The organism is Rhodopila globiformis (genome assembly GCF_002937115.1).
Taxonomy (GTDB): Bacteria; Pseudomonadota; Alphaproteobacteria; order Acetobacterales; family Acetobacteraceae; genus Rhodopila; species Rhodopila globiformis.
Genome location: NZ_NHRY01000038.1, coordinates 23320 through 43095, shown reverse-complemented (window position 1 = coordinate 43095; position 19776 = coordinate 23320). Strand labels below are relative to the sequence as shown.

General features: G+C 67.8%; 18 protein-coding genes. 3 read left to right on the top strand and 15 right to left on the bottom strand.

What is annotated here, in order from left to right:
• Positions 1-117: 117 nt before the first annotated feature.
• The 10 genes from CCS01_RS02225 to CCS01_RS02180 all read right to left on the bottom strand — a co-directional run bounded on the left by CCS01_RS02225 (position 118) and on the right by CCS01_RS02180 (position 9621).
• A complete protein-coding gene (locus CCS01_RS02225) occupies positions 118-930 on the bottom strand; it encodes an alginate export family protein (RefSeq protein WP_104517194.1) in 813 nt (270 codons plus the stop codon).
• 298 nt (positions 931-1228) lie between these two features.
• Positions 1229-2497: an MFS transporter gene (locus CCS01_RS02220; RefSeq protein WP_239991972.1), complete on the bottom strand. Its 1269-nt coding sequence runs from the start codon at positions 2495-2497 to the stop codon at positions 1229-1231.
• A gap of 372 nt (positions 2498-2869) precedes the next feature.
• A complete protein-coding gene (locus CCS01_RS02215; RefSeq protein ID WP_104517193.1) occupies positions 2870-3175 on the bottom strand; it encodes an EthD family reductase in 306 nt (101 codons plus the stop codon).
• A 211-nt stretch (positions 3176-3386) separates the two neighbouring features.
• Positions 3387-4127: an ABC transporter ATP-binding protein gene (locus tag CCS01_RS02210; RefSeq protein WP_104517192.1), complete on the bottom strand. Its 741-nt coding sequence runs from the start codon at positions 4125-4127 to the stop codon at positions 3387-3389.
• On the bottom strand, positions 4120-4896 hold the full coding sequence (locus tag CCS01_RS02205) for an ABC transporter permease (RefSeq protein ID WP_104517191.1): 777 nt from the start codon (positions 4894-4896) through the stop codon (positions 4120-4122). Before CCS01_RS02205 ends, CCS01_RS02210 begins: the two co-directional genes overlap by 8 nt.
• Positions 4883-5893, bottom strand: coding sequence for an ABC transporter substrate-binding protein (locus CCS01_RS02200; RefSeq protein ID WP_104517190.1), 1011 nt, complete (start codon positions 5891-5893; stop codon positions 4883-4885). The genes CCS01_RS02205 and CCS01_RS02200 overlap by 14 nt, the downstream gene beginning before the upstream one ends.
• Positions 5890-6744, bottom strand: a complete 855-nt coding sequence (locus tag CCS01_RS02195) for an ABC transporter permease (RefSeq protein WP_104517189.1) — start codon at positions 6742-6744, stop codon at positions 5890-5892. The genes CCS01_RS02200 and CCS01_RS02195 overlap by 4 nt, the downstream gene beginning before the upstream one ends.
• Positions 6741-7520 (bottom strand): ABC transporter ATP-binding protein, encoded by a 780-nt coding sequence (locus tag CCS01_RS02190; RefSeq protein WP_104517188.1) that lies wholly within the window; start codon positions 7518-7520, stop codon positions 6741-6743. The genes CCS01_RS02195 and CCS01_RS02190 overlap by 4 nt, the downstream gene beginning before the upstream one ends.
• Positions 7517-8506 (bottom strand): PQQ-dependent catabolism-associated beta-propeller protein, encoded by a 990-nt coding sequence (locus tag CCS01_RS02185; protein WP_104517187.1) that lies wholly within the window; start codon positions 8504-8506, stop codon positions 7517-7519. Before CCS01_RS02185 ends, CCS01_RS02190 begins: the two co-directional genes overlap by 4 nt.
• A complete protein-coding gene (locus CCS01_RS02180) occupies positions 8503-9621 on the bottom strand; it encodes an ABC transporter substrate-binding protein (protein ID WP_204848110.1) in 1119 nt (372 codons plus the stop codon). The genes CCS01_RS02185 and CCS01_RS02180 overlap by 4 nt, the downstream gene beginning before the upstream one ends.
• A 351-nt stretch (positions 9622-9972) precedes the next feature.
• Between CCS01_RS02180 and CCS01_RS02175 the strand changes: the two genes are divergently transcribed.
• On the top strand, positions 9973-10164 hold the full coding sequence (locus tag CCS01_RS02175) for a hypothetical protein (protein ID WP_104517185.1): 192 nt from the start codon (positions 9973-9975) through the stop codon (positions 10162-10164).
• 282 nt (positions 10165-10446) lie between these two features.
• On the opposite strand, the gene CCS01_RS02170 is transcribed toward CCS01_RS02175, so the two are convergent.
• The 3 genes from CCS01_RS02170 to CCS01_RS02160 form a co-directional block, all read right to left on the bottom strand.
• Positions 10447-10716: a hypothetical protein gene (locus tag CCS01_RS02170; RefSeq protein WP_146101535.1), complete on the bottom strand. Its 270-nt coding sequence runs from the start codon at positions 10714-10716 to the stop codon at positions 10447-10449.
• Positions 10717-11628: 912 nt separating this feature from the next.
• On the bottom strand, positions 11629-13251 hold the full coding sequence (locus CCS01_RS02165) for a PEP/pyruvate-binding domain-containing protein (RefSeq protein ID WP_104517183.1): 1623 nt from the start codon (positions 13249-13251) through the stop codon (positions 11629-11631).
• Positions 13244-15139 (bottom strand): DUF47 domain-containing protein, encoded by a 1896-nt coding sequence (locus tag CCS01_RS02160; protein WP_104517182.1) that lies wholly within the window; start codon positions 15137-15139, stop codon positions 13244-13246. Before CCS01_RS02160 ends, CCS01_RS02165 begins: the two co-directional genes overlap by 8 nt.
• Positions 15140-15616: 477 nt before the next feature.
• Between CCS01_RS02160 and CCS01_RS02155 the strand changes: the two genes are divergently transcribed.
• Complete coding sequence (locus tag CCS01_RS02155) at positions 15617-16735, top strand: hypothetical protein (protein WP_104517181.1); 1119 nt, start codon at positions 15617-15619, stop codon at positions 16733-16735.
• A gap of 407 nt (positions 16736-17142) precedes the next feature.
• Entirely contained in the window at positions 17143-17349 is a 207-nt protein-coding gene (locus CCS01_RS02150; RefSeq protein WP_104517180.1) for a hypothetical protein, read from the top strand.
• 236 nt (positions 17350-17585) lie between these two features.
• Here the strand turns inward: CCS01_RS02150 and CCS01_RS02145 are convergent, their stop codons facing one another.
• Together CCS01_RS02145 and CCS01_RS02140 are read right to left on the bottom strand one after the other, a co-directional pair.
• Positions 17586-18242 (bottom strand): class I SAM-dependent methyltransferase, encoded by a 657-nt coding sequence (locus CCS01_RS02145; RefSeq protein ID WP_239991971.1) that lies wholly within the window; start codon positions 18240-18242, stop codon positions 17586-17588.
• Between the two features lie 569 nt (positions 18243-18811).
• Positions 18812-19768 carry a glutathione S-transferase family protein gene (locus CCS01_RS02140; protein ID WP_104517179.1) on the bottom strand — a complete coding sequence of 319 codons (957 nt, stop codon included), beginning with the start codon at positions 19766-19768 and terminating at the stop codon, positions 18812-18814.
• Between the last annotated feature and the right edge of the window lie 8 nt (positions 19769-19776).

Here is a 19776-nt window from a genome sequence, read left to right as displayed (position 1 = left end):
TCCGGGCCACCTGTCGCGGCACACGTGCTGGAATAGGTGGCCCGGACAAGCCGGGCCATGACGATGAAGACAGGCCGTCTGCGTCCCAACTAACCTGCGGTCTGCTGTATCCGCCGGTTATCGAAGATCCAAGATCAGCGAACCGGACAGCAGTGAGTTCAGCTCATACAGGTCGGCTTTCATCGCCGGGCCAAGCGGCACGGTGAAATAGGCGCCCCAGAGGAGCTGGTTCATGTTGGTATGGTCGTCGAACACGCCGATGGAATTGGCCACCGGGCGGACGCCCAGCAGGTTGAACGTCGCGCCGCCCCATTGCTCGATGAAGCGGAAGACGTCGAAGGCCCGGCGCACATTGGGCCCCTCGCGCACGGCGACGAGGCGCTGGTAGCCGAACAGGATCTCCTCCCGCCCAATGCGGAAAATCGGCAGGTTGACGGTTGGCACGGGCAGCGGCGGACGGATGTCGACGAAGCCCTGGAGCATGTCGAGATGATTGATGTCCGTGGTGGAGGGCAGGCCGCGATTGCCCAGGCGATCCCACTCACCAACTTGTATAAATGCGCGAAAGTAATCGGTCATGTGCAGGTCGGCGCCCAGAACCAACCGCTGCAACAGGTAGGCGTTGCTTTTCGGCGCCCTGATGCCGAAGTTCGGATTCAGGTACGATTCAAAACGTTCCCGTACCTCGCCGCTGAAGCTGAGATAGGTCGGGCCGTACGGGCTGTCGGCGATGGGCATGTACTTGAACATGTCCCAGGCATCTGTGCCTTTTGACTTATTGGCCAGATAAGTGAAGTCGTCGTTGTATCGCGTCGAACTATAGGTCGGATCCGGGAAGTACGGACTGGCAGCCCATGCGCTGCCGATCGGCAACAGCAGCATTGCACCGGCAATCAATCCCGCAAGCTGGCGAGGGATGGCAGGCCACATTGACGTACCTCGAATATTTGTTTGTCGTGAGCTATTATTTTAGCTGCGGAAGGCGGCTATTCGTTAGCCAAAATAGCAGGCCAGCTGCAAGAGCGAATGAAACAAGAAAATCAAGACTGGGGGCTCTCCAGCCCGCACCGGAGATGCGCCTCACCAATCGCAACAATATCGCAACATTCAGCCGCAATGCCGGGACGGCCGGGCGGCCCGCCGGTGACGAGCGCGGCGCTCGATCAGCGGCATCGTCCCGAGCCGGCAAGCGTTCCGCTGCCGGGGCGTCGGGACAGCGCGAGCCGCATCAGGCAGATGTCATGACGCCGGCATCGACAACATGCATGGCATTATGCGCTGACGGCACCCGCATGTGCGCCGCGCCCGAACGCGCTACGCTCCGTTGCGCCGGACGAGTGCCAGCATGGTGAAGGCGGCACAGACAGCCGCGGCAAACAGCGGCAGGCCATGCGGCGTAAGCGCCATAGCGGTTCCGTCCGCGCCCGGGCCGACGAACGCGCCGGCGCCCCAGGCCACGGACATCACCGCATAGACCGAGAAGGTCGCCGCCGCGGAAACGGCTGCCATCCATCGTCATCATAATTGTATAGATGCCGACGAACAATCCGCCCCAGAGGAAAAGCAACACATAAGCAACGGCCGGTGCGGCGAGGACAAACGACCACAGCAGCGCGCCGGCACAGGACGCGGTGCCAAGGCCGATCACCAGCCAGCGCCGATCCATCCGGTCGCCAAGCCAGCCGATGGGCAGTTGCAGCAGAATCGCCCCGAGCAGCAGTACCGTCAGCAACAGCGTGGCCGGCTTCTCGCCCCAGCCGACGCGCATCGCGTACAGCGGCAGGAACGTCATCCCGGCCGTCTCCACCGCCGCATTGATCAGCGTGCCGCCGAGCGCCATCGGCGCGAGCGCCAGGTAACGGAGCATGCTCGGATAAGCGGGACGTTCCAGAACCGGCGCCCGCAGCCAGGGCATGGCGGTGAACAGCAAAGCCAGCAAAGCGATGCCGCCGCCGGTCAGGAACGGCAGCGGGCCTTGCGTCCCGGTGGCCGTCAGCACGACCGGACCAAGCGCGAAGCCGAGCGATGACGACGCCGTGTAGATTGCCATCGTCCACGCGCGGCTGGCCTCGTTGCTGAGCTGGCTCAACCAGGCCTGGGACATGACGAACATGGTGTCGGACGCAGCACCGAGGACAGCCCGCGAAGGAAACCACAGCCACACGGCCGACATGACCGGGAATAGCGCGAGCGTCGCGGCGGCCAGCAGCAGGGCACCCGCAATCGGCGCCTTCGGACCAATTCGCCAGCAAAGGCCCGGCAGCAGCGGTGCCACGACAAGGACGCCGACGGCATACATTGCAGCATTCGCGCCGACGAAGCCCTTGCCAAAGCCCATCTGCGTCAGGTTCAGGGCGAGCAGCGGCGCGCTGAGACCAAAGGTCAGTCCGAAGATCATGGCTGTGGCGACCAGGGTCGCGATAGCCGGCAAATTCGACGCCGTGGGCTGGCCCTCGGCCGGTTGGACGCGGCGCCATTCCTTGAACAACCGGCGCATCCACGCCTCCTGCCTGGTTCAGCGTCGTAGAACATGGCTGGCCGGCCTTCGTTGCACCGGTGTTGTAACAGGGCCGTCTGTTGCCACCCCGTCATGGCCGGACGTGTCCGCAACAGGCGCTAACTTAGGCGACGCCCAAAAATAAGCGCGCCACCGCAGCACTGTTCAGCATGCCATTGGCGAGGATGTCGCTCCGTTGAATTGGAGCGCTTATTTTTGGGCGTCGCCTTAGAGAGACAGGGCTGGGCCCATTGCCTCTCGGTCATGGCCGGGCGTATCCCGGCCATCTGCGCTTCAACGACGGGGGGGTGGATGGCCGGGACACGCCCGGCCATGACGACAGTGCGACGACCCGGCGGCCCCCGCGGAAGCCTAGCTCAGTTTGTCGTTGAACTGGATCTGTGGCTGCGTGTCGGTGAACTTGGCAACGTCGCCCATGATTTCCGCGCCGTGCTTTTCCATGCCGTTCTGGAACGACTGAATCGAGTCGAATTCCAGCAGGGCGATCAGCTTGACCGGCGGCGGCCCGCCCGGCGAGCCGGTGCCATGCAGCACCTGCACACTCTTCAGGCCGAGGTTCTGCAGCCGGTCCTGCACCAGCGGAATGTGGCTCTTGGTGTAGTAGTCGAGATCGAATTTCTGGCCAGGCTGCAATTGGTAAATAACCGACAGGATCATGTTCCTCTCCCTTTCCCTTCTTGATGGTTTGTCTTGTCTGCCGTGGACCACCGGTGCCAGGGCCACGGCGGTGACGCTACCCAAAGCCGCGGGAATGTAAATACAACTTAAGTCTCGTTCGCCCCCGCATCGGCCTGGCCGGATACGGCGACAGCAGCCATCGCCCGCCGCCGCGGCGCCGGGTCCCACGGTTCATTCCCGTTGCCGGATGCTAGCCGGGCGGCGCCAGAAAAGGCAATTGCCCCTGCCCCGCCGGCTGGCTGCTCTCGGCGCGCAGGAAGGCGAATTCATGGATCAGTTTTGTGTACAGCCCCGTGCTCCCGGCGGGAACCGGCAGATCGGCGCACAGCGTCGTCGGCGTTTCGGCCAGGATCAGCAGCCGCGAAACCCGTTCCAGCGCCTGCGCCAGGTCGTGCGTCGCCACCACCACCGCTGCGCCGCTGTGGCGCGCCCAGGCCGAGACGCTCTCCGCCAGCCCCGCGCCCAGCCGCGCGTCCAATGAGGCGAACGGCTCGTCCAGCACCAGCAGTTCCGGCACGATCGCCAGCGCCCGCGCCAGCGCGACCCGCCGCGCCATCCCCAGCGACAGTTGCCGTGGCCGCAGTGCGGCGACATGCGGCAGGCGCACCGCATCCAGCAGCGCGTCGATATCCGGTTGCGGCATGTCGGGCGTCACCACCAGCCGGATGTTGTCCGCCACCGTCAGCCAGGGCAGCAGGCGCGGTTCCTGGAACACCACGCCGATGCGGCGGCAGTTGCGCCGCACTTCGCCCTCGAATGCCTCGTCCAGGCCGAGCAGGATGCGCAGCATGGTGCTCTTGCCTGCGCCGGACGCGCCCAGCAGCCCGACGATCTCGCCGCGGGCGACGGTGAAGTGGATGTCCTGCAGGACGGTCCGTTCCGTGCCCAGTTCGGTGCGGTAGGCCTTGCGGTCGATCCGGACGTCAAGCATTGGACCGCCAGGCGGTGGCCCGCCGCTCCAGCGGCTGCAGCACGGCGGCCTCGACCACCAGCATCAGGCCGGCGAACGTCAGGCCGTAAGCCAGGATACCGGTGACGTTGAAGTTTTGGAAGAACAGGTTCAGCGCATAGCCGACGCCGCTGGGGCGGCCGAGCAGTTCCACAACCAATACGATCTTCCAGGTGATCGACAGCCCGCTGCGCCCTGCTGCGGCGATATACGGCAGCAGTTGCGGCAGTACCACGTAGCGCAGGCGCCGCCACGGCGGCAGGTGGAACGCCTGCGCCATTTCCGCCAGCCCCGGATCGAGCGCCCGCGCGCCCTCGCGCACTGTCACCACCACCGTCGGCGCCTTGGCCAGCACCACCGCCAGGATCGCCGCCGCATCGTTCAGGCCGACCCAGATATAGGCCAGCACGATCACCACCAGCACCGGCAGGTTGAGCCCGATCACCACCCACGGGTCCACCCAGCCGTTCACCCGCGCCGATTTGCCCGAGACGTAGCCGAGGGCGGTGCCGCCGATCATGGCGAGGACGAAGGCGATCAGCACGCGCGCCAGCGTCGCGGCGAACGCCGCCGGCAGCGCGCCGGTCAGGCATTCGTGCCAGGCGAACAGGGCCACCCGTTGCGGCCCCGGAAGCAGTGTCGAAGACGTCGCCAGGTACGCCCCGACCCACCAGACCGCCAGGAAACCGAACAGCGACAGCAGGCGGTCGCGTGCAGCGAGAGTTGGAGCCCGGCGGTCAGGTCGATCCATTTCTGCCTGGCCAGAACACGCCCGGCGGCAGCGTCGCAATGCCGCCGGTCGCCTGCGCGCCGCCGGTTTCATGCAGCACCGCCAGCAGGCGGGCGGCGCCGCGCGCCTGTTCCGCGGCATCGACGTGGTGCAGCCCGTCGCGGTAGCGGTCGCGCAGGCGCACGAACAGCGTGTCGCTATCGGCGTTCATCAGCGGCCGCACGGCGGTCCATTCCGCATCCGACTCGGCCAGGCGGCGCTGCGCCTCGTCCACCGCTGCCAGGAAGCCGTCGAGGGTGCGGCGGTTTGCCTCGGCCCAGTCCTGGTGGAACACGAAGCCGACCATGCTGATGTGCGGGGAGATGTCCAGCGCCTTGGTGCAGTCGGACACCGAAATGGCCTCGCGGAAGCCGGCAGCCTCCAGCCGTGCGGCGAAATTCCAGTAGGTCAGGACGGCATCCAGCTCGCCCTGCTGCAATTTCCCGCCGAGCAGCGGCGGCGCGCCGTATATCGGCTTGGCCTCGCTGGCGAGGTCGATGCCCTGCTTGCGGGCGGCGGCCTGGACCAGCAGCCAGGACTTGTCGGCCGGCCCGCCCGCCACACCCAGCTTGCGGCCGCGTAGATCGGCCAGCTGCCGGATCGGCGAGTTCGCCGCCGTCATGATGCCGCCGGTGGCGCTGGAAAACGGCGCGAACGACAGCTTCGTGCCGGCCGCCCGCTGCACCGCAACGAACGGCCAGTCGGACAGGATCACGTCCGTGGCGCCGGCCATCAGCGCGACGCGCCCGGATTCGGTGTTCGCCAGCATCGTGGTGCGCAGCGTGAAGCCGTGACGGGCATCCAGCTTGCCGCGGCGGATGGTGTCGGCCACCCACTGCACGCTGCCGTACTGCACGGTGCCCAACCGGAGGTCCGGCAGCGCCGCCGCCTGTCCCGGTACCGCAACCCCCGGCACCGCAACCAAGCCTGCCGCGGCGGCCAGCGCCGCCCGGCGCGTGATGTTCGTTGTCATGGTCATGCCGGCCCTCCCCCGCGCCGCACCAGTAGTCCCCGGGAGGGGTCGTACGCCAGGATCGCCCCGATGGTAAAGATGATGGCTGCGATAAGGACCACGGCGAGCGAAAGCAGGTCGAGCTTGCCGTAGAGCGAGAAGCGGATCAGCTCGATGCCGTAGGTGAACGGGTTGAGCCTGCAGATGGTGTAGACAACCGGGCTCGACTGCTGCACCAGCCACAGCGGGTACAGCGCCGAGGAGGCGAAGAACATCGGGAAGATCACGAAGTTCATCACGCCGGCGAAATTCTCCAGCTGCTTGATCAGCGACGACAGCAGCATCCCCAGCGCGCCCAGCATCAGGCCCACCAGCACCAGTGCCGGCAGCACCGTGACGTAGCCCCAGGTGGGGATGTCGACGCCCCAGATCGTCGCCACCACCAGGAACGCCGCGACCTGCAGGATGGAAACCGCCGTGCTCGACAGCAGCTTGGAGACGATCAGGAACCAGCGCGGGAACGGGCTGACCAGCAGCATGCGCATGTTGCCCATCTCGCGGTCATAGACCATCGACAAGGAGGACTGCATGCCGTTGAACAGCTGGATCATGGCGATCAGCCCTGGCGTGACGTAGACCTCATACAAAACGTAGGTCTCATACGGCGGGATGATGGACACGCCCAGGATCTGGCGGAAGCCGGCGGCGAAGATGAACAGCCAGACCAGCGGCCGCACCAGGGCGGAGACGAAACGTTCCCGCTGGTGCACGAAGCGCAGCGCCTCGCGCCACATGATGCCGCGCAGGCAGATCAGGTACTGCCCGACGGTGAAGCCACGCGTGGGGGCTTCGATCGTGTCGAATGCGAGGTCGCTCATGCGGCCTCCTGCGGCGGCGCTTCGGTCAACGCGGTGAAGGCGGCGCGCAGCGTGTCCTGCCCCGAGGCGGCGACGACGTCGCGCACGACGCCATGCGCCTGCGGCTTGCCCAGGTGCAGGATCAGGATGTTGTCGTCCGGCTCGATCTCATCCAGCAGGTGCGTCGTCCACAACACGCCGACGCCGCGCTCCCGCACCAGCCTGCGGACATGCGTCACGATGGCGACCTTGGAGGCGATGTCGAGGCCGACCGTCGGCTCGTCGAGCACCAGCAGGCGCGGCTCGTGCATCAGCGAACGGGCGATTTCCACCCGCCGCATCTGCCCGCCCGACAGGTTCCGCGCCTTGTCCTTGGCCCGTTCGGCGATGCCGACGTCGAGCAGCGCGGCATGGGCGCGGCGGCGGGCCTCGCGGCCGCCGATGCCGTGCAGCGCGGCGTGGAACAGCAGGTTCTCCATCACCGACAGGTCGAGGTCGAGCGTGCGCGCCTGGAACACCACGCCGAGGCGCCGCAGCGCCTCCCCGGGTTCGCGGTCGATGCGGTAGCCCAGGACGCTGATGCTGCCTTGCCTGGCGTCGAACAGGCGGGTGATCAGCGACAGCAGCGTGGTCTTGCCGGCGCCGTTCAGGCCGAGCACGGCGGTGAACTCGCCCTGCGGCACGGTCAGCGACACGTTGTCCAGCGCCCGGCGCGAACCGTAGGAGTGGCTGACGCCGGTGACCGACAGGGCGGGCACGGCGGTGGCGACGGTCATGTCGGGGGAGATGACGTTCATGGCGAGGCCACCGCCACGCCCCAGGGCTGGCGTCCCACCTGGATCGACTTGATCACCTTCAGATCGGCGACGTCGATGACCGAGATGTCGTTGGAAAGTCCGTTGGTGGTCAACAGGTACTTGTCCTCCGGAGTGAATGCCATCTGCCAGACGCGCTGGCCGACGAGCAGGTATTTCTCGACCTTGCCGTTTGCCGCGTCGACCACCGCGACCCGGTTGGCCGGGCCGAGGGCGACGAAGGCCGTCTTGTCGTCCTGGGTGAAGCGGATGCCGACGGGCTGGATGACGTTGGACCGCAGGCCCTGGACCTCGAAGTGGATCTTGTATTTCACCACGTGCCTGACCGGGTCGATCACGCTCACGGTGCCGCCGACTTCGGACGAGACCCAGACCTCCGACCCGTCATGCTTGAACATCGCGATGCGCGGGCGCGGGTCCACCAGCACGGCCGCCACCACCTTGTGCGTGGCGTAGTCGATGAAATGCGCCATGTTGGTGGTTTCGGACGTATTGACGATGGTCTTGCCGTCCGGGCTGACACCCATGCCCTCGGGCTCGACGCCTGTCGCGATCGTTGTCACGACGGTGCGGGTGGGAACGTCGATCACCGTGACCATCTGGTCGTTTTCGTTCGAGACGAACAGCCGCGTGCCGTGCTCGCCCAGCGCGAAGGTTTCCGGATCGGGGCCGGAGGGCAGCTCGCCGACGACCTGCAGGCTTTTGCGGTCGACGATCTGCACGGTGTCGTCGTCGCTGGCGCAGACCAGGACGTCCTTGCCGTCGGCGGTCACCGCGATGCCGCGGGGGCGCTGGCCGACGTCGACGGTCTTGATGGTCTTCATCGCGTCGAGATCGACGACGCTGATGGTGTTGTCGCGCTCGTTGCTGACATAGGCGGTCAGCGCGTGCGCCGGGGGTGCAACAGTCAGCGCCGCCAGAACCATGCCGGCGGAGAGAGAAGCCGTCCTGAACAGTGTCGTTTTCATTGCAGTTTGCACTTCGTTTCAGGACGATCGACGCCCAGCGTGTCGAGCGTAGTCACCTGGTGGAGGAAGCCGGGCTGTGGAGAAATCGAAACGATCGTGCGGCCGTCGGCCAGCAGGATCGGCTGGCGCAACTGCAGGTCCCAGTCGCGCAGGGTCAGCAATTGTCCCTTGTAGGCGGCGATGCCGAAATCCGGGCTCTTGATGGTGGTGACCAGCTTGTCGGGGTCGGTGCTGCCGGATCGCGCGGCGGCCTCGCCCACGATGCGCACGCCGGTCCAGGCCTGCATGTCCAGCGGCATCATGCGGCGGTGGAACAGGCGCTCGAAACGGTCCTGCAACTGGGTGCCGCCCCAGGATTCGCTGCTGGCGTCCCAGGTGACCGGCTCCAGCCCGGCGGACCCGGCGACGGGGCGGGGATCCCAGGTGCGATAGGGCAGGTAGCCGGCGAACACCTGGTTCTCGTCGGCCGCGACCAGCACGTCGTAGTCCGGCGCGCCCTGGGTCAGCACCGGCATCTGCTGCTGGGTCTGCACCACGCCGGAATCGCTCTCGCGCGAGCCGCCGGTGTCCTCGCTGACTTTCTCCATCACGATCCTGGCGCCGAAGCGTTTGGCCGCGCGGCGGTAGGCCTCGGCGAGCAGCTGGTCGGAGGGGTGCGAGCCGACAACCAGGAGCCAGCGGGTCCATTTCTTCCACACCAGGTACTGCGCCACCGCGTCGGCCAGCATGCTGCGCGTCGGCGCGACGTGGATCATGTTGGCGCGGCAATCCTGTTCCCGCAGCGAATCGTCCGGCGCGGCGATATTGATGATCGTCATGTCGCGCGGGCGGGCGGCGTCGGCCAGGGCCAGCACGCCCCCGGCCGGCAGGTCGGTCATGACGATGCGCGCATTTTGCCCGGCGAGCTTGTCCAGCGCCGCCGGCAGGTTGGGGTTCTTGCGCACCGGGACGTCGATCAGCTCAAAGTTCTGGCCGGTCACGCTGCCCGTGGTGTTGTCGTCGTCGAGCCCCAGCTTCGCGCCGGCGAGGCCGGCGTCGCGTGTCGGCTGATCCAGCAGTGAAATCGTCGGATGACGGATCATCGACCGGATGTAGCCGATGCGAACCGTGCTCACGTCCGCACGAACGCGCGTTGCGCCGAATGCTCCGGTCAGGAGAACGGCAATAACACCGCGCCGGCTGATGCCGTTACGCGCACTCCGGTCTGGACGTCCCATGTTGGTATCCGTAGCCAATTCAGTCGCCTGCCACAAGCGGCCCGGCCGGGCGAAACCGGCTTGTACGGCCAGCATGGAAGCGGTTTAACAACTTGTAACCGTGCAACAAGTCCGGCGGACGTGTCATTTCGTACGTTGAGTCATACAGAAACAGTTGCGATTGGCTTTCTGTTTCGTCACACGTTTACGTGAGCGGCCGACGCGAGCGGCCGCCTTCGGACGATTGCGACATGCAGGAAGTGTTTTATCATGCATAACGAAATTGGTGCGGTGGCGCTCGGCTGCCTGAGCGCGTTCTTCGCCGCCTATGGCCTGCGGGAACTGGCGGCCGCCTACCGGATCACCGCTTCGGCGGCGTGGTGCGAGCGGGCGGTGCCCGGCGCTGGCGGTGTCGTGCTGGGCGCTCTGTTCGCCCTGATGACGATGCAGGTTCTCGTCTAGCGGGGGGCAGGCCGCAGGTGGGTTGAGACAGGGCGACGGCGCTCCCCACCGGCATGGCCTGCCTTGTCCGGGCTATGACGGCATGGGAACGTGCCGGGCGTGACGGCCCCGCCCCATCGTCAGGGGGGCGCCGGGCCGCGCCACCCGACCTATCGGGCAAGGCGTCGCCAGGGCGTGCGAGCACCGGCGCGCCCCGCCCGGATCCACACACCGCGCAACCGTCGGCACGCCCGGCCCGCCACTTGGGGTCCGGCCGGTTGCCTCAGGTCGATGAAACCGCCGCTATCGCGGCAGTTGCTTCACCAATGCGCGCTGCCCTATCTTGATGGCAATGAACAAGGCGATCCCGACCGCCACGCCGTAGTCCAGCAGGAATGATCCCGTCTGGATGGTGGTCCGCGCCTCCGCGAACGGCATCTTGTCCACGTACAGCAGGTACGCGAGCATTCCCCCCTGATACAGCGCGAGGAAAATCGTTACAACCAGCACGACTTTACCGAGTTCGTGCACAACTGCGGCAAGCTTGCCGATCAACTCCGCGCGGTAGTTCATAAGCCGTGCCTCTGTCGCGTGCGCCATTTGGGTCATAGGTCTCATTTCGTTATAATACATGTGACGTTGCAGAATCCGCAATGGCCGTTCGTCACCGCCGGCCCCCCCCATCTTGCTGCGGAATCCGGATATCGTTTTGACCCTGCACGCCGCCGTCCGTCAACCCGGCACGTGCTACGCCCGGGAACCCGCGCCGCCGGTCGCGGCCGGGGCTGGATTGGCGTCCGGGTCTCCTGGGCCCGTCCGCGAAAAGCCGCCGCCTCTGGCGCATTCATGGAGCGCCCGGCTGCACGACGTCGTCATGATGGACGCAGGCTCTCTTGGCGTTGAACTGGTGCCGGCCGCCGAAGAGTCCGCCCCCATTCCCCGATTTCTTGGGACGAGCGGCGGTGTCGTTCCCGGCGGGTCGAGGTGGCGGCGGAGTCTGGATTGCCTACCGATTTTCAACACGGAGAACGCGAAGGATCACGAAGGGCCACGAAGGGGTGTGAACGAGTCAGGCGATAAAGCGCCGCAGGCCGTATGTCAGGTGCAAAGCATAGACCGCTTCGACCAGGTCCGGCGACGCTGCGATGCGGCTTTGATCGCCAGACTGGGGAAGCGGTTCGTCCGATCCCGGGATGCCAGAATGGTCCGGTCTCCGTGGCGCTTCGTGTGCCCTCCGTCTTCTCCGTGTTGAAAATCAAGGAAGAATGGGCAAGCACGGACGGTTCCGGGGAGGGCACGGACTCCGGTTCACCATCCACACCTTTCCACGGCTGCAACACCGCAAGGCGGGATGCCGGGCCAGCGCCCGGCATGGCGAGGCGGCAACGACCGCCACTGCTTTAACGCGGATGGGGCGCAGGTCCGCCATAACGGGGACAGGACAGCGCCCCGCACCCAATGAGGCGGCTATCCCCTGACAGATCCTTATCGCCCTGATGCCTGAACGGCGGTCACGCGATGAACAGCCGACGCGATTTCCGTCGCCTTCCAGCCCCGGATTGTCGCCAGGGCCTGCTCCGGGCGCTCGGTCACCGGCTCCAGGCGGCCGGCGTAGACGGCGCCGGTGTTGCCGTCCAGGGACAGGACATCGCCCTCGTCCAGCACCGTCTCGCCAATCCGGCACCGCCGCGCCTGCAGGTCGATCGACAGCGCCGCGCAGCCGACGAGGCAGACGATGCCAAGCTGGCGCGCCACCACGGTCGCATGCGAGGTGCGTCCGCCGGAGGCCGTAAGCAGCCCGGCTGCCGCGGCCAGGCCCTCGATGTCGGCGGTCGTGGTGTCCTGCCGCACCAGGATCGCCGGCCTGCCCTCGGCCGCCAGCCGCTTCACCGCCGCGGTATCCAGCGCGACAGCGCCGCTGGCCACGCCGATGCCGGCGACTTCGGCCTCGGCCAGCCTGGCGGCGGAGGGGCGGTCGAAGCGGGTGCGGACCACGCTGTCCAGGTCGATCCCGGACAGGTGGGACAGCGCCTCTTCCGGCGTCAGCAGCCCCTCCTGCACCAGGTCGACGGCGATCGTCACCGCTGCCCAGCCGGTCCGCTTGGCACGGCGGGCCTGCAGCAGGTACAGCGTGCCGGACTGGACGGTGAACTCGAAGTCCTGGGCGTCGCGGAACAGCGTCTCCAGGGTGCGGCAGACCTCCTGCAGCCGCTGCCACACCGCCGGCAGCACGACGCGCAGCCGGTCGTTGTCGCGCAGCCGGTGGCGGCCGGCGACGACGTCCTCGCCCTGGCCGTTGAACTGGAAGTCGAAATACAGCTCGCGCGCGCCCGTCGCCGGATCGCGGGTGAAGCCGACGCCGGAACCCGAGGCGCCGCCGGCATTGCCGAACACCATCGTCTGCACGGTTACCGCGGTACCGGCGTCGTCGCCGATGCCGTTCAGCCGGCGGTAGCTGGCCGCCTTGGGCGCGTCCCAGGAGCGGAACACCGCCTCGGCCGCCGCGACGAGCTGGTCGTACGGATCGTGCGGGAACGCCGTCCCGGCCAGCGACCGGTAGCAGTCCAGCATCGCCAGCGTCAGCGCGCGCAGGGTGCGATGGTCGAGTTCCTGCTCGGTGTCCGCCTCCTCGCGCGCCACCGCCGCCGTCAGCAGGGCATCGAACGGCGCCGTCGGCAGGCCGGCGACCACCTCGGCGTAGCCCTGCACCAAGCGGCGGTAGCTGTCCCAGGCGAGGCGGGGATTGCCGGTCAGGCGGACCAGCGCCTCGACGGTGTCGGCGTTCAGGCCGACGTCCAGCACAGTCTCCATCATCCCGGGCATCGACACGGCGGCGCCGGAGCGGACGGACACCAGCAGCGGGCGCCGGGTGCCGCCGAAGCTCCGGCCGGTGGCCGTCTCCAGCCGGGCGATCCCGGCCGCCAGCGCCGGGCGCAGCGTTGCGCCGCGGTCCGCCTGGCCGCACCAGGATGTCGGCAGCACGAAGGCGGACGGCACCGGCAGGCCGGCCTGCGCCATCCGGATCAGGTTCCAGGCCTTGTTGCCGACCGCCTGCGCGCCGCCCGGAGCGAGGGGGATGCCGGGCAGGATCGGGTACAGGTCAGGCATCGATCACGTCCTCCAGCACGTGGTCGCGGAGCATCAGGCTGACGCGCTTCAGCGCATCCGCCGCAGCCTCGAACCGGGCGCCGATGGTGGTGAACAGATGCAGTTGGCGGAAGTCCTTGGCGTGCCGCACCGCCGAGGCGGTCAGGGCGCGCTCGGCGTCGTCGGCCTGGTGTTCCAGCGCGGTGACGCGGTCGATCGCGGTGAGGAAGTCCTCGGTCTCCGCCCGGCTGGCGGCGAGGCCGATCTGTGCGGCGTGGCCCAGTGCCTTGATCCACTCCGACGATGCCGCCGCCACCAGATCGGCCAGCGCCTGTAGGTCCTGCAGCGGCTTGCCTTGCAGCAGGTCGAGGTCCAGCAGGAAGGCCGCTTCCTCCAGTTCGTCCGCGGCGTCGTCGGCGTCCTGCAACAGGGTCAGGAACACGCTGAAATCGGGCCGCCGCCGCACCGCGTTCAGCGTCTCGATCACCAGCCGATCGGCGTCGTGCTCGAAGCGGCGGGCGCGCTTCACGCGCTTGCCGGCGCCGTCGGGTTCGACCTGGATGCCGTCCCGCACCAGGCTGGCCAGCTCGAAGACCAGCCCGGCATGGTCCGCGGCGATGCGCAGCAGGCGGCGTTCCTCGTTGCTGAAATGCGCCGCGAGGGCGACGCGGACGCGGTCGTTGATCAGCGCCTGCGAGGCGCCGGCCAGCAACCCCTCGGTCGCGGTCTGCAGCACGACGCGCAGGAACGACAGCGTCTCCTCGCCGCCCAGCACGTCGCACAGCCGGTCGCCGAAATGCATCGAGGACCCGGCGGCGGCCTCGATCGCCTGGTTCACCAGCTTCGCGCCGCCGAGTTCCAGGAAGCCGCGGTGGCCGATATCGGACTCCGCCGCCCAGGCCAGCAGCGCCAGGCGGTCGGGGCCGCGCAGGAACTGGCGCAACTGTTTGCGGGCGCGGTTCCAGTCGATCAGGAACACCAGGCGCGAGCCGAGGAAATCCAGGTACGCGCGGCAGGCGTCGGCGTCGATGGCCTGGAAGCGGCCGGTCGCCAGGAAGAACGGCGTGCCGGCGCTGAGCACGGCGGTGCGCTGGGTCTCCCACGCCACGCCGCGCGGCGTCAGCATGTCCTGGAAGAACGCCAGGCGCTCGGGGTGAATGTCGGTGTAGGTGACGCTGACGCACAGGTCCCGCACGTGGATGACGACGACATGCGCGTCGGTCGTGCCGATGTCGTTCTGGATCACCAGCCGCTCGGCGGTGCGGGTGGCGGTGGTGGCGAGGCCGGGGTGGTCGAATTTCAGCCGCGCCGTCCGGTTCACCCCCGCCATGAATCCCGCGACCATCGGCCGATCGGCATCGGCGAGGTTGTAGGTGGCGGCGCCGTCGATGGTTTCCTCGGCCAGCGTCGCCTGCCTGGCATTCAGCTGCTTGTGCAGGTCCATGACCAGGCGGTGCAGGCTGTCGGCATGGCCAGGGCCGGCCTGCATCATCGCCGAGGCCGTTTCCGGGTCGAGCAGGTCGTCCTTCGCCTCGGGCAGCGCCGCCAGCAGAGAATCGAGCCGCTCGGCGAGTTTCCTGTTGTCGGCGGCGAGGAACGGGGCGGCCATGAGGCGGATCTCCTCGGCGATGCGCGCCATGATGCGCGCGGCGCCCGGGACGCGGCAGAGCTTGCCGATCATGCGGGCCTCGGCGACCACGGAGTCGAGGGCGGGATCGTCGATGCCGCAGGCGATGCGGTCCTGTTTCATCGCGGCTGCCGGCTGCTCGGGGTGCCCGGCGTGGGCCAGGGCCATTTGCAGCAGGGAGAAGACGTACTTGATGCGGTCGTTGGCTGCCAGGCCGGCGTTCACGGCTGTCACCGGCTGCAGTCCATGCTCGCCGATTGCGTCCAGAATCTGCGCCTTCATGTGTCCTCCTTGGGGGGAGCGACAGTGGGGCAGCGGGAGGCGCGATGCCGTGATCTGTATCAATGGATGAGGCCGGGTGTCACGTTGCCACGAGAATGTAACATTCACCTTGAGTCACGCCTGCCGGCACGGGCGGAAACTGTCAGGATTTTGGACGACGGTGGGCGGCTGGCATTGGGCGAGAGGTCCGTTGCCCCTACGTCATGGCCGGGCGTGTCCCGGCCATCCACCCCCCGCCGTCGAAGCGCAGATGGCCGGGACACGCCCGACCATGACGATAGAGAGACGACCTTGCGCCGCCGCCGCCACGGGTGAGCCTCCGCCGGCCCATCGGCGCGCCATCCGTCCTGGCGCGCCGGCGGGCGATGCGGCACAATCCGGCGATTCGCCGGCGGTACCTGACGCTCCTCCGCCTCCCGGTCTTCCGGCGGCGTATCCGCCGGACCGGATCCGGCACGAGGTAGCCAGGAGCGGACGATGTCCGAAGAGCTCAGGGTGCAGTCCGGCTACGTGGTGGCGCTGCGCCTGTTCGATATCGCGTATGAGATCGACCTGCGGCGCGCCGAGGATCTGTGGGCCCGGCGCACGCAGGCGGCGAGCGCGCGCAGCCGGCTCGCCGGCACGCCGCCCAAGGCCGTCTCGTTCGGCGTGCCACCGCTGGCGCTGGAGTTCGGCAGCATGCCGCTGGATCTCGGCGGCGAAACCAGGACCGCCGCGGTTGGCCTTCGGCTGTATGATTTCGGCATCGTCGCCATCGCCCTGCGGCTGACGGTCCGCGACCTGCCGTGGAGCGGTCTGTCGCAGCTGGTCAACCGCACCCACGACGCCGTCGGCCCCGAGGCGGCTGCCGCGGTCTGGGCCACGCAGCTGGCGCAGCTTCGCGACCTGCTGGGCGAGGCGCTGGAGCGACCAATCGCGGTCCCGCTGCAGGAGGACTACCTGTTCGCCGTGGTCGACCGCTTCGACGAGACGGTGACGGCGGATGAACTGCAGCAGCGCGTGGACCTGGAACCCATGCTGTCGGGCGAGCAGCGTCCGCTGTCGGAGGGCGCGCGGCGCGACCTGCTGCGGCACCGCTTCTCCTATCACCCGGACGACCTGGTGGTGATCACCTGGGACCGCGCCTTCATTTATGAGCCGCGGCAGGAGACCGACGTGGCCGACGTGCTGGAAATGGCCAATGCGCAGTTGCTGGAGATGCGCACCTACGACGAGATGCTGGATGCGGAACTGCCGCGCATGCACGACCTGGTGGAGGCGGCGCGGCGGCGTACCCACCTGCTGGCCTCCCGCCGCTATGCCAAGCTGGCGCGCCGGCTGTACGGCATCGTCGCCGAGGTCACCGAACTGACCGAGCAGGTGGACAATGCGCTGCAGGTGACCGAGGACGTCTACCTCGCGCGGGTCTATGCGGCGGCGATGGATCTGTTCCGGGTGCCCAATGTCAGCGCCGCGGTGGACCGCAAGCTCGCCATCATCCGCGAGGCCTACACCGCGCTGCACAGCGAGGCCGCCGGGGCGCGGGCCGAGATCATGGAGGCGATGATCCTGGTGCTGATCGCCGTCGAGATCGTGCTGTCGCTGGTGCGGCACTGACGCCGGGCGACTCGCCCCGGGTGCCGGAAGCCCGGGCATGGGGCTGCGGGGCAGCAACGTTCCGGGAATTTATGTTTCGCTTATAAATCCTCATGCAATTGACACGCGGGCCGGATCGCAGCGCCGTGGCTTCTTTTCGGCGTCCCCGTTCCGAACCGCTACACGTCCGGTTCCAGGCTGCCGCATGCGCAGATCTCGGAAACGATCCGCCGTGCCCGTTGCCATATCGCCATGACACGGCTGCTCCGGGCCATGACGGTGGGGCAACGGCCGTGGCGGTCTGGACAGCATCGGCCAGTCGGCGGGGTCGTTGCTCTACCGGTGGCTGTGCGGGCCGGTGCCAGGGTCGTCTGGACAGCTTTGCTGCAGCGCGATAGGCCGTGGCTGTCGGTGTGGAGGACTGTGTCATGATCCTCGATGGCAATCTCCTCGGGTGGATCAAGCCCTGTGATGAGGGATTCATCGGCGCCTTTCTCGGCGAGGGCGTGTTGGCCAATCGAGCGGCGGGACGCCCCGGCCGCGCTCCTGCCACCCAGCTTTGCGCCACGCCGGACGAGGCCCGGCGCTGGGTTGAGCAGGAAGCGGCCGCCTGGACCTGCCGATCCGGTGGGTAAGCGAAACCGCCTGACGCCGATCAGGCGGCGGGTCCGCATGCGTCTCAGGACAAGCGGACTGGCTTCCTCTCCGTCATGGCCGGGCGTGTTCCGGCCATCCGCGCTGCGACGGTGGGGGGTGGATGGCCGGGACACGCCCGGCCATGACGGTGAGAGAACGGCCGCGGCGCCAAATCCTTCTCCGGCCGTCGTCCTATCCTGATACGCATGGGGCGCCGCTCCGGGGCAGGCGGCGTTCAGAGCGCTGAGTAGCGCCAGACGCTGGCCGGCGGGATATTCAGCGGCGTCCAGGCCTTGCGCGACCCGCTCAGCCCCAGCTTCCGCGCCGGCAGCGGCGAGGTCACGCAGTAGCTGTAGTGTACGAAGCCGCGGCCGGGCGCGACCGCGTTCATCGCGTCGATGAAGCGCCGTTGCTCGGCCTCGGGCAGCATCACCAGCGGGATGCAGCAGACGACGCTGCCGATCCGCCCCTGAAAGCGCTCGGGCAGCAGGTCGGGCAGGGTGCGCGCATCGCCTTGGATTACCGTCACGCCCGGGTAACGGTTGCGCAGATGCGCCGCCATGTTGGGATCGATCTCCAGCACCACCAGCCGCTCGGGCGCCAGCCGCGCCTCGAGGAACGCCTGCGGGACGACGCCGGTGCCGGCGCCGAGGATCAGCACGCACTTGCCCGGCGTCGGCCAGGCCACGCGCACGATGCGCTGGCAGAGCGAACGGGAGGAGGGAAACACCGAGCCCATCCGCAGCGGATGCGCGGCCCAGGCCTTGAGGAACAGCAGCGGATGGGCCAGGGACCACCTGTCATGCTCCGCGGAATCCGGTGTTGCGAATTCGACGTGCGACAGGCCACCCGCGCCGGCGGTCGCCGCATGGTCGCGCGCCGGCTGGTCCACGGCGGTCTCCGGCAGCGAAAATTCGACCCGAGAAAGGAGGCTTCGGGCGCTATGCGTCATCATCTTACTCCAGATCGATCAGGGCGGATGGCATGACGTTGCCATCGCGATGCAACGTTTTTGCAAATGAGCGGCGTCGAAATGGTGACAGTCTGATGCCATCTGCGTGACATCGCGGTGGCGCATCCGCACGAACCTGTGTGGCTGGCCGTGTCGGCCGGGAAGCCGCCGGCCCCGGTGGTGCCGGCACCGCGATGGCGGAAAACGGGCAAGGTCCGTTGCCCCTCCGTCGTGGCCGGACGTGTCCCGGCCATGACGCTGAGAGAACGGCCGCCGCGCCAAATCCTTCTCCAGCCACCGCCCTATCCTGATACGTATGGGGACACACCCGGCCATGACGATAGAGAGACGGCCCCGCTCCGCCGCACCATCCCGGACCACGGCCAGACCGGACCAGCAAGGCCACGCATCAATCCTTCACGCACGCCTCCCGGCACCAGTTTCCACCCAGACAGCAAGCCCTCCGAAGCCTCGGTCCAATCAAACAGGCTCCAGGACAGGCCGTTTCTTCAGGCCTCCGACAGGCGCCACGACGCATCCGGCGCCGGCCCCAGCGGCACGATGCCGGTGGGGTTCAGCGCCCGGATCGAGTAATAGCCGCGCTTGATGTGGTCGATGCTGACCGTCCCGCGGACCCCGGGAACATCCAACATCGCAGCCACATGGCGCGACAGGTTCGGATAATCCGCCAGCCGCCGCAGGTTGCACTTGAACAGGCCATGATACGCCGCATCGAAACGGATCAGCGTCACGAACAGCCGCACGTCGGACCCGGTCAGGCCCGCCCCGAACAGGAACGGGCCGGCCGAGAGGCGGGCTTCAAGCTCATCCAGCATGGCGAAGACGTCGGCGCATGCTTCCTCATAGGCCACCTGCGTCGTGGCGAAACCCGCGCGATAGACGCCGTTGTTCAGCCGGGCGTACATCCGCTCGTTCAGGGCGTCGATCTCCGCCTGCAACGGCGCGGGATACAGGTCGATCGCCGGGTCCGCCAGGTCGCCGAAGCCGGCGTTGAACATCCGCAGGATGTCGGCGGATTCGTTGTTGACGATGGTCCGGCGGCGCTTGTCCCACAGCACCGGCACGGTGGCGCGGCCGGTATAGTGCGGTGCGGCGCGGGTGTAGATCTCGTGCAGATAAGCCGCCCCGTCCCGTTCCGGCCCGGCATCGGCCCCGAAGCGCCAGCCCTGCGCCGACAGCGCCGGCTCGACCACGGACATTGAAATGAATTCCAGGCGCCTCAGGGCGCGGGCGATCAGCGTCCGGGACGCCCAGGGGCAGATCAGCGCGACGAACAGGTGGTAACGGTCGCGCTCGGCCTTGAATCCGCCCTCGCCGGTCGGGCCGGGCGACCCGTCAGGCGTGATCCAGTTGCGGAAACCGGATTGCTGCCTGACGAAGCCGCCCTTGCTGTCGGTGGCCTGGACCGGATGCCAGTCGGCGCTCCATTGTCCGTTCACCAGCATGGCCGATC